The sequence below is a fragment of the Terriglobia bacterium genome, assembly GCA_020073205.1.
GTDB lineage: Bacteria > Acidobacteriota > Polarisedimenticolia > Polarisedimenticolales > JAIQFR01 > JAIQFR01.
Map to the genome: position 1 here is coordinate 1 of JAIQFR010000099.1, position 15,531 is coordinate 15,531.

Here is a 15,531-nt window from a genome sequence, read left to right on the forward strand (position 1 = left end):
CGACACCGGTGGCGGTGACGTGCGGCCCGGAGGTCGTGCTCGACGGCGCGGAGTCTGAGGAGGAGGAGGACACGCCCGCGGCGGGGAGCCCGGACGTGGAAGGCGAGAAGCCCCTCGAAGCCGGCGCGGCCGACGAGGGAGCGAAGCCATGAAGCGTAAGGAGAAGATCGGGGGGCAGCCGGGTGCGTTCAACGGGAGCGCCGAGGCCAAGCGCCTGGCTGCGGCGATCCTTGAAGGGCTGGCGGGGGTGCGGGGCCCACAGGAGGCAAGCGAGGCTCTCGGGATCTCGATGACGCGGTACTACCACCTGGAGACCCGCGCGCTTCAGGGGCTGGTGGCATCGCTCGAGCCGCGCCCTCGGGGACGGCGACGGAGTCCGCAGGCGGAGATCGCAACGCTGGAGCGCGAGAAGGAGAGACTGGAGCGGGAGCTCAAACGTGCGCAGGCGCTGGTACGGACGGCACAGCGGACGATCGGGCTGCCACCGCCGCGGCCGGAGGGTAAGCTCGGACCGGATGGGAAGCGCAAGCGCCGGACGCGCCGGGCGATGGTGCGAGCGACCCGGGTGGCAGCGGCGTTGAGGCAGGTGCAGCCGATCATCGAGCCCGCGTCCAAGGAGGCGTGACGATGAGCGCAGGACGACCTCCTGAGGGCCCGAAGCACGCGGACCATCTCGACGGGGACAACGAGACGAAGCGAAGGCTCAGGGTCGTGCTCGAGACGTTGTCGGGCGAGCGGAGCGTCGAGTCCGCGTGCGAGGAGCTCGGCGTGAGTCCGTCGCGGTTTCACGAGCTGCGGCGGGAGGCCCTGCAGGCGGCGCTCGACGGTCTGGCACCGGGAGCGTCGGGGCGACCCAAGCGGAAGGGTCCCGAGGGGGACTCCCAGCGCCTCGAGGCCCTCGAGCGCGAGAACGAGGATCTGAGATTCGAGCTGCAGGCGGCCTTCGTGCGGACGGAGATCGCGCTGGCGATGCCGCACGTGCTCACGCGGAAAGCGCGAGCGGACATCAAAAAAAAAGCACGGCAGGCGCGCCGCCGATTGCGGCAAGGATCCGGCGAGCCTGGGAGCGGCACATGAGCCGGATCCACGCGGTGCTCGACGGGCTAAGGGAGCGGAAAGCCGAGCGTCGCCGGCGGGGACCCCGACGCCAGCGGCGACGCCGGGAGGCCGAGCGCATCGCGCGCATTTCGGCATTGGTCTTCGTACGCTGGGCGCGCCGGCGCGGCCTCTCGATGGCACAGGCCGCGGTCCGGCTCGGGCTCGACCCGTCCACCCTCGGCGTGTGGCGTATGCGGTGGAGCACGGATCACCTGCATCCGCGGGAGCGAGGTCGTCCGCTCGAACCCGTGGGCCCCGATCAGCGGTGGTCGATCCTCGCGGTTTTCGGGCTCATGGGTCCTCAGGTGGGGCTCCCGACGCTGCAGAGTCTCTTCCCGGAGGTTGCACGGTCGGCGCTCGTCGACCTGCAGCGGCGCTGTCGGGACATCTTTCTCCGCAAGGCCGCGTGGATCGTCCACACGCTGCGGTGGACGCGAGCTGGGGCGGTGTGGGCGATGGACTTCGCCATCCCGCCCATGCCGATCGAGGGGCTGTACACGCGCCTACTGGTCGTGCGCGATCTCGCGTCGGGCTGCGTCCTCGTCGCCATCCCCGTGCTCGAGGAAAGTGCCAGCCTTGTCATCCGAGTCCTGGAGTCGCTCTTCCGGTGGTTTGGCAGGCCGCTGGTGCTGAAGAGCGACAACGGCTCACCCTTCGTCGCCGAGGACGTGAAAGCCTTCCTACGACGCGAAGGCGTGCATGCGCTCTACTCACCCGAGGGCACGCCCGAGTACAACGGCTCCGTGGAGGCCGGCATCGGATCGATCAAGGTCCGTGCGTTCTGGCAAGCCGCCCTCGACGACCGGCCCGGCGAGTGGACGTGCGACGACATCGAGGTCGCGCTGCGGCAAGCCAACGAGACGGGCCGGCCCCACGGCGTGGGCGCGCCCACGCCGCAGGAGTCTTGGATGTGGCGCCGACCGATCCTGGAGAGGGAAAGAGAGGCCTTTGAGGAAACCGTCTCAGGCTTCGCTCGGGAGGAGTACACTCAGCGTGGATGGCTGCCGATGGCTCAACTGCAACACCGTGAACAGGCCTCGATCGATCGCGTGGCGATCAGCCGCGCGCTGATCGAGCTGGGTTTTCTCTTGATCCGAAGGAGGCGAATTACTCCACCGATTTCGATCCTCAGACAGAGAAAGATTTCGTGAGGGACACAATGTGTTCAAGCGCGCGAACGGCAAGTGCGAATGCACGATGAAGACCTGCAAACAGCACACCGGCCGGTGTAATGCTGATCTCCGGGGCGACTGGGCGGTGCATCACGTCACCGCCGGCGGGCCCGACACACTGAGCAATGCTCTCGGGATGTGCCAGATCTGTCACCGGAACACGCCGACCTACGGCACCGGGAAACGATAGACCGGGTCTTCGTCGATCAGGTCCTTTCCGCAGGGACTCTTCTGTTCCTAAGCCGAAGTTCGCCTTCCATCAGGAACGACGACTTCTGAACAGCAGGTATCCCATTTGTTCTCAGCCCCGCGGGATGAAGGCGTCGCCTTCTGCTCGGTGGCGGTCAGGGTTGGCGGGGCGAGGTGGGGCATGGAGACCTCCACGGACAGGGTCCCTCAGTGGGGGAGGAAGTCGAGGGGATCGATGCGGGAAGCGCAGGCCGATTACGGCGAGCGGGCGGGCTGACCCGATCGGACCCTGGCGCGGACTTTGTTGGTGTTCTTGTCCAAGCCGTTACAAATCGGCGGGACTTCGCGGTGCCGCCCCCAAGGCGCCGTTAATTACGAATCGGGTCAGCCCGGCCCAGGCGCGAGGATACACCGCCAAGCGTTCTACTCCCGTGCGGAGTCGGCAGGTACTCCCTATCGCTCGAGGGAAGTCCGGCGCCAGGTGCGGAGGTTAGCGTTCCGCTCGGCGGCGGTCAGGGTAGGCGGGGCGAGGTGGGGCATCCGTGATCTCCCGAGCTCGTTCGCCCAGTGTTACCGCACATTCCCCCTCGAAGACCAGTCGGGCATGGCACGCTTCAAGTACTCATCGAACATCGGCACCGTGAACGCAGTATCCCCATGGGCAGGACTGTAGACCATCCCTTTGACGATCAGATCGGATCGTCGCGGCGCTATCGACTCCACCTTCACTCCGAGGCGAGCGGCGATATCGCCAGATCGGTGGGGGCCGGGCCCGAGTTCAGCCATTGCCCGAAGGTACTCTTTCTCCTTTGGAGTCAATCGGTCGAAGCGGACGAGGAAGAAATTCCGGTCCAATTGGTCGATTACGCTCGGACGGACGGAGCGGACATCATCGAGGGTGATGACCTGGGTCGGCGCATGATTCCAAACGTGGTAACCCCACTCTTGTAGAAAGTAAGGGTAGCCGTGGGCTTCCTCGACAATCTGTCGAACCGCGTCATCCGTAAAGTCGACGTCAAGCTTGTTCGCAGGAATCAAGAGAGCGTCGGCGGCCTGGGACGCAGCGAGCGACCCGACCTCGGGGAAATCGAAAAGGCGTTCCGCATAGGACTTAGCGTCACCCGCCAGTCCCGGAAGTTGAGGCAGGCCAGCTCCCACCAGGACCACGGGAAGGTCTCTTTGCGAGGTTCGATGAATGGCCGTTATCAGGGCCCCGAGTTCGTCGCCCGACAAATACTGAACCTCGTCGATCGCGAGTAGAAGGCCCGTTTCCTGGTGCGCCACGGCCTCGCCCACCGCGACAAACAAGTCAGGTAGGTCCTGGCTGAGGACTCCAGAGTCAGCCTCGCCCTTAAGCGCATCGACATCGAGAGCAATGGTCGTGCCGTCGGGGAGCTTCAGGCTGAAGGTCTTGAGTACGCGCATGGCCCGCAAAACTGCGGCCGCAGGCCCGCGCTGTTCGAGTTGCAGCAAAACCTTCCGCAAGCGGATCGCGATTAAGGTGCGGAAGTCGCCTGTCTCCGGAGCTTCTATGAAGGCGACACGAAGCGCCTCTTGTTCGGCGATCTCAGCGAAGCGATTCAGCAAGACCGTCTTGCCCACGCCTCGAAGACCGATCGGCATGAGGCTCTTGCCTGGCTGCCGTCCCAGCGCACGTCGCAACGTGACGCCGAACCGATCGATAAGTTCATCTCGCCCGATCAGCGCGGGTGGCCTCGTTCCCGCGCCTGGGCGGTAAGGGTTCTGGAGAGGATCCACTGCCAGATTCTACGTCAATCTTATGGATCTTACCCCCTGGACGGGTAAGTTTCGTCTAAGCGAATACTAGACGAAACAGGGTCAAGTCCATCGCATGCAGGACTCGGAAGGCTGCCCCCGCCACATTTCTCCCTGAAGGCCCCGCGCGTTTCGGTCACGATCGCAAGCAGCGTACGCTCAGTGATCGGGCTCCACCCAACCGCGATCGGCGGCCAGAACAGGATCGCCTTCTGCTCGGCGGCGGTCAGGGTCGGTGGGGCGAGGTGGGGCGTAAGGACCTCCCGACACGACAGGGCCAGCGGTGGAGGAGGAAGTCAAGGGGAACCGGTAAAGTGACACGGCGGGAGCGGCGGGCAAAACCGGTCGGCCTTCTCGATCAACAGAGGGGACTCTAGACCTGTTCGTACTCACGAAAGGACGGCGAACTCTGTTTGCTTTCCATCTGTCCCTCCACAAGAGGTCCCAAACGTCGCGCTCGTCGCGGACCAGAATCGTGTTTACCCGCCGAAGAGCGCAACGAGCAATCCCAGCGAAGGTCAAGTCGGAGGAACGACCGAGCCGTCAGGGAAGCCGCCGGAGCCGCTTTCCGGGGGGCATAAGAGGGCATAAGTAGCTTGGCACGAGTAACTTAGCTCTGCCGGCAATGTCTTCAGCGGACCACGGGAGTTCGTCTTTGTAGACGGAAGGCGAACTGGAGTAACTGGTCAAGAATCTGTGCTTCTCGAGCGGCTACGGAGGAGGTTCGCCAGATTCAACGCTTCCAGTTGCTCGCTACATGGGAAGAACCAATATTCACAAGGTGAGTCGAGGTATCAGCGAGGACGCGCTCTTGGGGCGACGAGACCCTTGGTGAGGACCGGACCCGATAAGGGAGTCGCGATGAATCACTTCATTGATTTCTCACGTGTGCGCTCGCCTCGCGTGCCTGGAGTCCATCGGTCGGCCACGGACAGCCCTCAACACACCTGCGCGCCGAGACACGACGTTATCGGCTTGCGTGTCGGCATCTACGTCGGTCTCGTCGCGCTCGCATATTCGATGTCGGCCGCTGCAGATCACGCCTCCGACTGCAGCAGCGCCGCGCTTTCGGAAGTGAAAGCAGTGGTGACAATCTGGTCTAGCATCCCCGCCAGAGGAGGATTCAAGGGACACGAACCAATCGTCATGGCTTCATGCACTCTCAAGAAGTCGGACCAGGATGCAGAAACTGTCGTCAAGAACTTGGCGCAGCAGATGTGGGACATGAGCGACGACAAGAGCGATTCGAGTACGACATGTCAGGCGATGTGGGGGAGAAGATATCCCGTGGCATACTGGGCCTCCAAAAGCAGAACATTTGTCTTCTCCGGGTACATGTGTTATTCAGGACGAACATACGACCCAGATCGGCCCGGATTCTCTGAACGAGACATCGCTGTCATGTACAACGCACTGACCGGTGAGCAGATCCTTCTGCAAGTGACGTTTCAGCAGCCACGCCTATGATCAGAGAGCGTGACGCGAAGGTCTATCATGGACCCGCTTAGCGAGCGCTTTGAGCGCGCCCCCCGCGGCGGCCTTCCATTCGTCAGGCCGATCGACCTTGATGGACATGCGTTGAGATTGTACCGCACGAGATGCGGTGAGGTGTCAAGCTAGCAGGAAAGACTCCGCACCCTCCGCGACATCTCCTCATCGCCCGGGTGCGTATAGACCACCGTCGTCAACGGGCTCGCATGCCGTGCGAACCTCTGCGCCAGGAACAGGTCGTGGGTGGCCCGGTAGACGGCGGTCACGGCTGAGTGCCTCAGGCAATGAAAGGGATATAGCCGGTCGAACCCCGCCTTCTGCTGCCACGTCCGCCACGCGAACTGGACGCGGCGCCGGGAGATGCGGCGGCGGGACTGGTTGCAGAACAGGGGCGCGCTGGGGGCCAGGTCCTCGCGGCGGTCCCGTTTCCACCGCCAAAACCTCCTCAGCTTCGTGACCAGCCGGTCCGGCAGGAACACGTCCGCCGCCCGGCCACCCTTGCCGATCTCGGGCCGGATCCGCACCCGCACACGGGGCGTCCCGTCCGGCGCGAACACGTCCCCGACGTCCAGGCCGACGAGCTCGGCCAAGCGCAGGCCGGTGCCGAGGGCCATCGAGAAGATGGCGTGGTCGCGGACGTTGGCGGCCGTGACCCGCAGGATCGTCTTCTGCTCGGCGGCGGTCAGGGTCGGTGGGGCGAGGTGGGGCATCTCGACCTCCTCCCAAGACAGGGCCATGGGTGGGGGAGGAAGTCAAGGGGGAATGCGCACCGAAGCCGAGGCGTGGCTCGCGGAAGTCCAGAGTCAGCCTCGGGTCGTCGGAGGCGAACCCTCTTGACTTCGGAATCTCGCAGCGGTAGAAGGGAGTCAACTAACGCAGCACAAGAACGAGGCAGCCAGGGGGGAAGATCGCTGCCGCATACGCCTGCGACTCCTGCGAAGTCTCGCGTTCTTTCGAGAGGAGGACTCCTATGCCGTATTCAAGACACTTCGTAGTACTGTTCCTGGCACTCCTCGCAGCCTGTTTGGCCGCTCATGCCGGTAGTCTTGAGCCTTCTGGCCCGCCAGCACCGACCATGGTCACGCTGCAGCAGATCTATGACAGGCTGAGCCCGATGCTCACCATCGGAGTGGCGAAGACTGGTCAGACGGGATGTTGGGACCCATCCGGCGCGTCCATCGCGTGTGCCACCACGGGCCAAGACGGTGAATATCAGATGGGTACTGCGGTGTCGCCACGGTTCACGGATAACGGGAATGGGACGGTCAGGGATAACTTGACGGGCTTGATTTGGTTGAAGAACGCTAATTGTTTCGGTGCGATCAACTGGGCCAATGCCTTGGCGGCCGCGAATACCTTAGAGAGCGGCGCTTGCGGGCTGACCGACGGATCGGTAGCTGGCAATTGGCGTCTGCCGAACATAAGAGAATTGCAGAGCTTGCTCGACTACGGACACTCCAATCCAGCTCTGCCGCCAGGGTATCCGTTCACGGACGTGCAGATTTACGACTACGCCTCGTCTACGACGTACGCACTCGCCCTTCAGAACGCGTGGATCGTGAACTTTTCCGGCGGCGACATCGCCAGCAACCACAGTAAGACCACTGTTTTCCGGGTCTGGCCAATGCGGAGTGGACAGTAACGAGGGTGCTACTGCACTTCGCTTCCTAGAAGCGTGCGGGCGAGCTATGACGCAGCCATGAGCTTTCGATCAACTGTCCTATCTCCTGGGAACGTTGCCCAGATGTCCAACAGGGGGAACTCTATGTCCATGCCAAAGAGGATCGCAGTGTCGGGGATGGTACTCATTGCGGCTTGTGCAGGGGTCGGCGCTGGCGACCTGAATCCTCCGGGCCCGCCGGCACCTACGATGTCGACCTTGCAGCAGGTCAACAACAAGCTCGATCAACTCGCCGCCCAGACTTGGTCATTTCAGTTCGGGGGGGTGACTACCGCGACCACGGACGGGAGCCATGGTTGGTGGTCAATGAACCAGCTCTGCACGAACGAGTTCGGGCCCAACGCTAGGATGTGTACGAGCAAAGAGGTCATGTCCACTCCTGTGTCTCAATGGCCATCGCTAGCAGCGTACAACGGCGCCTGGGTGCATCCGTACTTTGCTCCCACCGGTGGGTACACCGACGTGTCCGGAATGGCGGTGAGTTCTGGCGGCAACTTCTCTTGCAACGGGTGGGGCACCACGGGCACAACCGGAATGTGGCTGGTCGGGGGTGGCGGCACCTACAATGGGGCGTTCGCTGTGTCGAATTGCACCATGGTGATTCACGTGGCGTGTTGTCTTCCACCTTCACAGTAAGGACGACAGGCCATGAGGGAAAATAAGCGGATCCGAGGTGCTCCTCCACTTGCCCTAGCCGTCTTCTTCGCCGCTGTGAGTTCTACATTGACAGCTGCCGACAACATCGATCCCGGCAACAACGGCTTGCGGTACGCGTACGCCGAGAATGTCGGCTGGCTGAACGCGAAACCGACCGTCGGCGGTGACCCAGGCGTTCAAGTGGGTGACAGCGAGCTGTCGGGTTGGATCTGGGGTGAAAACACTGGGTGGATCAGCCTCTCGTGCAAGAACGACTTGAGTTGCGGGACCGCGAACTACGGCGTGCGCAACGACGGACATGGCGTCCTATCTGGCTACGCCTGGGCCGAGAACGTCGGCTGGGTCAACTTCGGACCATCCACGTCGGGTGTGACCATCGACCCCGCAACGGGCGACTTCAGCGGCTACGCTTGGGGGGAGAACATCGGGTGGATCAGCTTCAACTGCGCCAACACCGCCAGTTGCGCGACGACCGCCTACAAGGTGCGGACGGGGTGGATGTGCGACCCTGCACCTGCGGCACCCACGGGCGCCCCGTCCCTCAACGTTGACACGTCCCGCGGTGACGCCAAGCTTAGCTGGGGCACCGTGAGTGGCGCAACGGGCTACGACATCGTGCGTGGAACACTGGGATGCCTGCGCAGCAGCGGCGGCGACTTCACCGCGTGCACCGAGGAGTGTCTGGATAACAACCGCACGACGACGTCGCTGCTCTATACAGGCACACCGGCGACTGGCGACGGCTACTGGTTCCTCGTGCGTGGGCAGAACTGCGGCGGCAGCGGAAGCTACGATGAAGGTGTTCCAGCTCAGGGTGCGTCGAGGGATGCAAGGATCGTGGCGTCGGGTCACGACTGTCCATAAGGGCAACCAAACCGCGGCAGTCGGATGGCTGGGCTGCGGGCGTCGAGAGGCTTAACCCACAGGATCGGGCGGCTGAACCTGGAAGATGGCCGTGGCGCGCAGGATCGCCTTCTGCTCGGCGGCCGTCAGGGTCGGCGGGGCGAGGTGGGGCATAGGCACCTCCCGTCCGATGGGGCCAGCGGCGGGGGAGGAAGTCAAGGAGAACGATGTGCGCGCCGAGGTGGGCCACGCATGTCGCTCATTACAAGACAGCGAGATGGTCGCCACGACGGGGCAGGGGTGCTTCGGCAGCGCACCACGCACCGACGGGTCAGCGGCGCAAGCGCGGCCTCGACGACGGCTCGAAACGTGGCGCCTCGATGACGGGGATCTCCGGCGCCGAGCGCACGCGCGCGGCGACACCAGCGGTCGGCGAACCGCACGTCGGCGAGGGGCAATCGAATGCGCCCTCCGTCGGGGTCTGGCGGCAGATCGCTTCGCCGCCGTCCATGCAGACCACCACCCCGGCGATCTCCGAGTTCCGCACGTGAGCGTTCGCGAACTGAGTGACGATCAGATCTCCGTTGAGTACTGTGTTTCCCAAGGCAAGCGACCCGCCAGCCCCCGCGCCCGCGTTTCCGTAAATGACGGGGGTCGTGTACGTGTCGATCGAGGCGCTGCGGCTGGAGCTCAAAGCGTACGACGTGGCGTCCCCTTCCGAACCGAGCGCGACACCGTTCAAGAGCGTGACGCTGCTCCAGTCGTCGTCGGCGATATGGACCCCACCGTTTTCGCGGAACACGCCTCCGAGGACATTGGCGTCGGAGCGATTCCCGACGCTCAAGCCGGCCACACGGTTGTTCTCGATCGTCGAGTCATTGATCGCCGCAAGGCTTCCGTAGAAGAGCAGGACTCCGATATCGCAGTGGCTCACGACCACGCGCTGCAGGTTAATCGAGCTGTCGGCGTTGACCACGATCCCGTAGAGCCCGTCGCCGACGGTGGAATCGAGGACGTGCACCTGGGCGCCGCGGTTCGCGAACAGTCCGTAGTTTCCCTGCCCGTGGACGCTCACTTGGGAGAAGAAGACCTCCGAGTCCCAACCGTGAACGAGGATTCCGATCTGGCCACCCTTCACGAACAATCCCTGCACGTTGGCCCGTACGTCGCCGATCTCGAGCACCGGCGAGTCGCTGGTGTCGCCCGTCGGCGCCTCGAGACCCGAATCGCCGGTCGCGTCAAGCAATGTCACGTCCTCGGAGTTGATGACGAAGTTCCCCTTGCACGTGCCGTGGAGATAGATGTCGACCTTGCCAATCGTCCCTGCCCTGGTCAGCGCTTTCTCCAGGGCGCCATGGACGCTACAATCGACGTCGATCCGCCGGGGCACGTCGGATCCGGCCGGCGGTGTGGGCAGAATCGAAGCCACGAGCACGCAAATCGTCACGCCGAACATGGGTGAGTCCCTCCTACCGGGCGTGGTCTTGACCAGCGACTACCGCAGGGAAAGTACGACGAAAGGACGATCGAAGCAACGCCATTAGGGAGGTCTGCCGCGGTGCAAGGACGCCCTCATTCGCTCGCGATCCGCCGGCCAGGGAGCGTCTTCCCGAGCTACCGGACGGACAGGCAGTCGAGAAGCGGAGAAGAGCCTAAACGTCCTGCCTGAGGAACGCCGGGATCGCGTACGTGCTGATGCCGTGGCTTTCGTGGTGACGCGCCGTCGCACGCCTCGAACATGTTCTCCAGTTCGATGCTGTTTACTTGGACCCCAAGTGCACCGCAGATACGAGTCCGCTGGAACGAACCCTTACGATCGCTGTATCTTATTCGCCATCAGCCACTTGGGAGGCGTTCTCTCTTTTGGCGTTGAGTTCGAGTCCTACTTGGTCGGGACCCCCCCAAGTGGGACTCGAACTCGCTCTCTACTCGTATCTCGCGATCACTTGGGGAGCCAACTTTCCAGAGCTACGAACTCCACCCCGTCCAACCGCACCCCAGCGTCGCGTTTCTGCGCGCCCTTTCAACGTTTCCGCGTAACCGCGTGCTCTCTCCGTTAACAGGAAGCCCCCGTGGGTGCGGCTTCCAGGTCAGAACTCTCTCCGCTCTCTCGGAAGCTGTTAACGGGATTTAACAGGCGGTGGGTTTCGCAGAACCTCGACGACCGAAGCTGTTAAGTGGTTAACAGGCGGACGCCAGCCGCCGGGCTGAAATCGTCAGGGGCGAGGGAAAAGCTCGTCGTAGAACCTCGCGAGGTCGGGCCGAAGCTGCTTGGCCCTGTCGAGGTCCTGCTGGAACTCTGCACTCCTGCCCAGACTTTCGAGGAACGAATGCAGATGCCCCAACACGGCGGGATCACCGTTGGCTAGCTGGATCGCGGTGCGATAACTGATAATAGCCTCGTCAACACGACCCAACTTCCCCTCGAGATCTGCCTTCGTCTCTTCGAGCCACGCGTCCTCGGAGGATATCTTCTGGATCTTCCCGCAGGTCTCGTAGGCATCGGCGTCCCGTCCGGCCTCTTGTTGGGCGATCGTGAGGTTGCGTAAAGCCTCGTAATAGTCCGGCTTAAGCGCAATCGCTCGTTGAAGCGCGTCGATCGCCTCCACGCTGTTTCCCGGGTTCCTCATGAGCCCTGTTCCGAGGTTATACCAAGTCCGGGCATCCTCGGGATGCAGCCGGGCGGCCTCCCGGTCGTGTTTGGTCGCCTGATTGGCGCAGTCGAACCTCTTCCGCTTCTCGAGTAGTTCCGTCCGCCGCCGGATTGGGGGGCTGTTTGGATCACCGGCACTGCGCTCGGCGGGAACGAACCCGCTCAACTCTTGATCGATAGCGCTGCAAATGGCGCCGTACGCGGCCCCGAGATTGAGGTTGGCTTTCCAGTCGCCGGGGTCGATCTCGAGGGCAGTCTGAAGAGGTCCTATCGCGTCCTCACGCTTTCCCTGTTGGAGCAACACGTACCCAATGTTGCGGTGGGCGCGACCGTCGTTGGGTCGAGTAGCGAGGACTTTATGGAAGTACTCCAGTGCTGTTGGGTAGGCGAATATCTCCTCATAGCCGATCCCAACAAAGTAAAGGGCTTCTGGGTCGGCCGCGTCGAACTTGAGCGCCGACTCGAATGCGGCCAGTTCATCGAAGGGTCGGTGCATCTCGCTGTAGGTCAGGCCCAGAGAGATGTAGAGGTCTCGTGAGCCCGCGGGGAATGCAGCGAGTCCAGATTGACAGGCCTCAAGGGCAGCGTCGAGTTCCTGCGCGTCCCTGAGACAGTCTCCTCGGCGGACCCAATCGTTGAGCGACGCTGGCTTCGGGCCTTGCTCGCAAGGGCTTGCAGCCGCGCCAGGCGTCGGCGAATCCGGGGTCGGAGAAGGGGCGGCGGCCCCAAGCAGAACGATGAGCAATGCCGACATCGCAGCCAGAGCGACCTTCATATGATCCTCCCGGTGATCAAGCTGCTGGGAATATGGGTTCCCGGGATGGATGGGACAACCCGACCTGACGCCGCGCTCACCGTAAAGGAACCCCACCGCGAGCGCGGCCAAGCGAGGACGATGGAAGCTGTCAGCGTAAGGCTGGTTTGGCGCCGGAAGTCGCCTTGGGTCGGACCTGTCCGGCGGGTCGTCGAGCGCTGCTTCAGTCTTGGTGGGTTCCTTCGCCGTGAGCTTCTCTTGGTTCCTGGCTGCGGCGTGCTTGCGCCATCTTCCAATATCCGCAACTCGCGAGTCCAAGTCCCAGTATCGCCCACACGACCCGGCTCCATCCTTCGCCGCCGATCGGTAGAACGAATCGCCAAAAGAGCATCCATCCCAGCGCGACAAGCAGAATCCAGGGACGAGCCGCGGCCCTAAGGGCGCTTGTCTTGCGCCATCCCTCGGGCAACGTGCCCGCTTCGCCCGACGACGCCCCTACCCTAACGGCCGACACCAGTGGCCCCGCGAGGGTGCAAATCGCGACAAGGGCGAGCATGAGTGTCTGGAGCGGTCGGAAGAACCCCGTCGCAAACAGGAGGAACCCCCCGATCAAGGACCCAATGATCAACCCCGACCACACTGCGATCCCGAGCGCATGTCCGGAAGGATTCCGTCTCACGTTTTCGTCCACGACAGGAAAGAACTAGAGGTTGGATTGTCACCAGTCAGCGGTAGTTCGTCGCTGACGTAAACCTCGAAGCACACGCTCCGGGACAATGCCCGCTCGAATTGAGGGGAGGATTTGGCCCGTGGCTAATCTGGTGGCCTTGGCCAACCTAGCCGACGTGGCTACGACTCTTCCTGGCAGAGAACTCGGTGCGCTGCCTCTTCGGCTTGTCGCACGGCATCCGAAACCTCTTTCTTGCTGACGCTGCCCATCCCGAACTTCTGATTCTGCTTGATGACCGGATCGATGTAAGCCGTGGCGTCGGCGTGTATTTTTTCTTTTGTCGTCATCTCGGCTCCTCCTATGTCCAGAGAGAGTCTACGATCAGGTCAGCGAAATATCTCACCCAGTACTTCTGGAGTAGTCTTTTCGCCCTCAACGTATTTCCAAGAAGTTCTGTAACTTGCAAAGCTGGGACCAGCGCCTCAATCACGTCATCTTGTCGCAATTTCGCCGGGGCCTTGATGTATTTCCCAGCGTACTCGTACGCATTCTTGTAGATCGTCTCCCAGACTGCCCGATGCTTCTCGAAGAAATCCACCAGGGACGCTCGTTGAAGTTTTTGAAGTTCTGCCTGACTAAGCGCCATGACTTACCTCAAGACCAATCCGGTCACCACGGCTGCCGCTGCGACGACGATGACCGCCTGAACCGCCAATCCAATAAGGCCGATCCCGTATAGATAGCCCGAATCGTTCGAGGTGCCGAACATGAGCATCGCGGCAGCGACGAGCCCCAAGACGAACGCCGCGACCAGTCCCCACGCTGCTATCTTGTACGGGGTCTTAACGCCCCCGGCGTCGCCAGGATAGGATTGGTACGCGGAAAGCGAGTGTCTTCCTCTCCGAAATCCTTCCGGGTTTGAGGGCGTAAATCGGTAGAGAAATTCCCTCCTTCTTCTGGCGGCCGAAGGCCGCGAGTAGGAGGACGGGATGTTCGAGAGATTGCGGGACGGGATCGAGGGACCTGCAGGATCTGGGGCGGCTGAATCGGTTGAAGGGTTGGGTGAGAGCGCGGCGCGCGACGACGTCGAGACGTCGAGCGCGCCGCGGGGCCGGCGGTTGACGGGTCGAAGGGAGGGATCGCCGGCACGCGTCGATGAGGAGTCCGAGCGCCGGTCGACGCTGACGGCGGAGGAGCGGTTTCTGGTGCTGGACGCCTGGAAGCGGTCGGGGCTTCCGGGCGGCGAGTTCGCGAAGATCGTACAGGTATCGGCGCACACGCTGAACGCCTGGCGCCGGCGCTTCGACGAGATGGGTCCGGAGGGACTATCGGATCATCCGCGTGGAGCGCCGAAGGGAAGCCGGCTTCCGGAAGCGACGCGTCGGGCGATTCTCCTGATGAAGGAGTCGCACCCGGAGTGGGGCACGGAGCGGATCCACGCGATGCTGCTGCGGGGCGAGGGCTTCGCGGCGAGCGCGGGGGCGATCCTGCGGGTGCTGGACGAGGCGGGGTACGAGTCGGCGGACTTGCCGACGAGCCCGCATCCGGACCGGCCGCACTTCTTCGAGCGTGCGAAGCCGAACCAGCTTTGGCAGTCGGACCTGTTCACTTTCATGCTGAAGCGGGAGAATCGTCGGGTCCACCTGGTCGTATTCATGGACGACCACAGCCGGTTCATCGTGGGGTACGGGCTGCACGCGACGGCGTCTGGGGCGCTGGTGCGCGAGGTGCTCGAGGCGGGGATCCGAAACTTCGGCGCCCCCGAGGAGGTCCTGACCGACAACGGGCCGCAGTACGTGACGTGGCGTGGGAGGAGCGCCTTCACGCGGCTTCTCGATCGTCGTGGAATACGGCACGTGGTGTCGCGGCCGCGGCACCCGCAGACACTCGGGAAGACGGAGCGTTTCTGGGGGACGCTGTGGCGGGAGTGCGCCGAGAGGGCGATCTTCCAGAGCCTCGATGACGCGAGACGACGCGTCGGGCTCTTCATCGACTACTACAACTTCCAGCGGACCAATCAGGGGATCGAAAATCTCGTGCCGGCGGACCGGTACTTCGAGGCGGCGCCCGAGGTGCAGAAAGCCCTTGCGGCGCGTGTGGCGGCGAACGCGGTGGATCTCGCGCGCGACGGGGTGCCGCGCCAGGCGTTCTACCTCGCGGGCCGGGTCGCCGGAGAAGGGATCTCGCTGCACGGCGAAGGCGGGAAGGTGATCCTGACGCGGACGGATGGGCATCGCGAGGAGGTCGATCTCGAAGCGACGGGACGGCGTGGAGAGCCGGGGGAGGCCTTCGCCTGGCCGACACCGGTGGCGGTGACGTGCGGCCCGGAGGTCGTGCTCGACGGCGCGGAGTCTGAGGAGGAGGAGGACACGCCCGCGGCGGGGAGCCCGGACGTGGAAGGCGAGAAGCCCCTCGAAGCCGGCGCGGCCGACGAGGGAGCGAAGCCATGAAGCGTAAGGAGAAGATCGGGGGGCAGCCGGGTGCGTTCAACGGGAGCGCCGAGGCCAAGCGCCTGGCTGCGGCGATCCTTGAAGGGCTGGCGGGGGT

General features: G+C 63.4%; 14 protein-coding genes. 8 read left to right on the plus strand and 6 right to left on the minus strand.

The genetic code is table 11. From position 1 onward, the window contains the following. The first annotated feature begins 148 nt into the window (after positions 1–148). The 4 genes from LAO51_16430 to LAO51_16445 are packed head-to-tail and all read left to right on the plus strand — an operon-like array spanning position 149 to position 2,460. Positions 149–625, plus strand: a complete 477-nt coding sequence (locus LAO51_16430; protein MBZ5640329.1) for a hypothetical protein — start codon at positions 149–151, stop codon at positions 623–625. A 2-nt stretch (positions 626–627) separates the two neighbouring features. After that, a complete protein-coding gene (locus LAO51_16435) occupies positions 628–1,077 on the plus strand; it encodes a helix-turn-helix domain-containing protein (GenBank protein ID MBZ5640330.1) in 450 nt (149 codons plus the stop codon). Between the two features lie 14 nt (positions 1,078–1,091). Continuing rightward, positions 1,092–2,249 carry a DDE-type integrase/transposase/recombinase gene (locus tag LAO51_16440; GenBank protein ID MBZ5640331.1) on the plus strand — a complete coding sequence of 386 codons (1,158 nt, stop codon included), beginning with the start codon at positions 1,092–1,094 and terminating at the stop codon, positions 2,247–2,249. Positions 2,250–2,295: 46 nt separating this feature from the next. Continuing rightward, positions 2,296–2,460 carry a hypothetical protein gene (locus LAO51_16445; GenBank protein MBZ5640332.1) on the plus strand — a complete coding sequence of 55 codons (165 nt, stop codon included), beginning with the start codon at positions 2,296–2,298 and terminating at the stop codon, positions 2,458–2,460. A gap of 569 nt (positions 2,461–3,029) precedes the next feature. Here the strand turns inward: LAO51_16445 and LAO51_16450 are convergent. Continuing rightward, positions 3,030–4,217 (minus strand): ATP-binding protein, encoded by a 1,188-nt coding sequence (locus LAO51_16450; GenBank protein ID MBZ5640333.1) that lies wholly within the window; start codon positions 4,215–4,217, stop codon positions 3,030–3,032. Positions 4,218–5,096: 879 nt separating this feature from the next. Between LAO51_16450 and LAO51_16455 the strand changes: the two genes are divergently transcribed. Continuing rightward, a complete protein-coding gene (locus LAO51_16455) occupies positions 5,097–5,702 on the plus strand; it encodes a hypothetical protein (GenBank protein MBZ5640334.1) in 606 nt (201 codons plus the stop codon). Between the two features lie 149 nt (positions 5,703–5,851). Here LAO51_16455 and LAO51_16460 read toward each other — a convergent pair whose 3' ends face one another. Then, positions 5,852–6,436: a site-specific integrase gene (locus LAO51_16460; protein ID MBZ5640335.1), complete on the minus strand. Its 585-nt coding sequence runs from the start codon at positions 6,434–6,436 to the stop codon at positions 5,852–5,854. A gap of 260 nt (positions 6,437–6,696) precedes the next feature. Between LAO51_16460 and LAO51_16465 the strand changes: the two genes are divergently transcribed. After that, entirely contained in the window at positions 6,697–7,368 is a 672-nt protein-coding gene (locus LAO51_16465) for a DUF1566 domain-containing protein (protein ID MBZ5640336.1), read from the plus strand. A gap of 687 nt (positions 7,369–8,055) precedes the next feature. Continuing rightward, positions 8,056–8,928: a hypothetical protein gene (locus LAO51_16470; GenBank protein ID MBZ5640337.1), complete on the plus strand. Its 873-nt coding sequence runs from the start codon at positions 8,056–8,058 to the stop codon at positions 8,926–8,928. A gap of 310 nt (positions 8,929–9,238) precedes the next feature. On the opposite strand, the gene LAO51_16475 is transcribed toward LAO51_16470, so the two are convergent. The 4 genes from LAO51_16475 to LAO51_16490 form a co-directional block, all read right to left on the minus strand. Further along, positions 9,239–10,363 carry a right-handed parallel beta-helix repeat-containing protein gene (locus tag LAO51_16475; protein MBZ5640338.1) on the minus strand — a complete coding sequence of 375 codons (1,125 nt, stop codon included), beginning with the start codon at positions 10,361–10,363 and terminating at the stop codon, positions 9,239–9,241. Between the two features lie 760 nt (positions 10,364–11,123). Further along, complete coding sequence (locus tag LAO51_16480) at positions 11,124–12,335, minus strand: tetratricopeptide repeat protein (protein ID MBZ5640339.1); 1,212 nt, start codon at positions 12,333–12,335, stop codon at positions 11,124–11,126. An 828-nt stretch (positions 12,336–13,163) separates the two neighbouring features. Continuing rightward, the gene (locus tag LAO51_16485) at positions 13,164–13,331 is read right to left on the minus strand and encodes a hypothetical protein (GenBank protein ID MBZ5640340.1); all 168 of its coding nucleotides are present in this window, start codon (positions 13,329–13,331) and stop codon (positions 13,164–13,166) included. Positions 13,332–13,342: 11 nt separating this feature from the next. Then, on the minus strand, positions 13,343–13,582 hold the full coding sequence (locus tag LAO51_16490) for a hypothetical protein (protein ID MBZ5640341.1): 240 nt from the start codon (positions 13,580–13,582) through the stop codon (positions 13,343–13,345). Positions 13,583–13,973: 391 nt separating this feature from the next. Between LAO51_16490 and LAO51_16495 the strand changes: the two genes are divergently transcribed. After that, positions 13,974–15,434 carry a DDE-type integrase/transposase/recombinase gene (locus LAO51_16495; protein ID MBZ5640342.1) on the plus strand — a complete coding sequence of 487 codons (1,461 nt, stop codon included), beginning with the start codon at positions 13,974–13,976 and terminating at the stop codon, positions 15,432–15,434. The last annotated feature ends 97 nt before the right edge of the window (positions 15,435–15,531 follow it).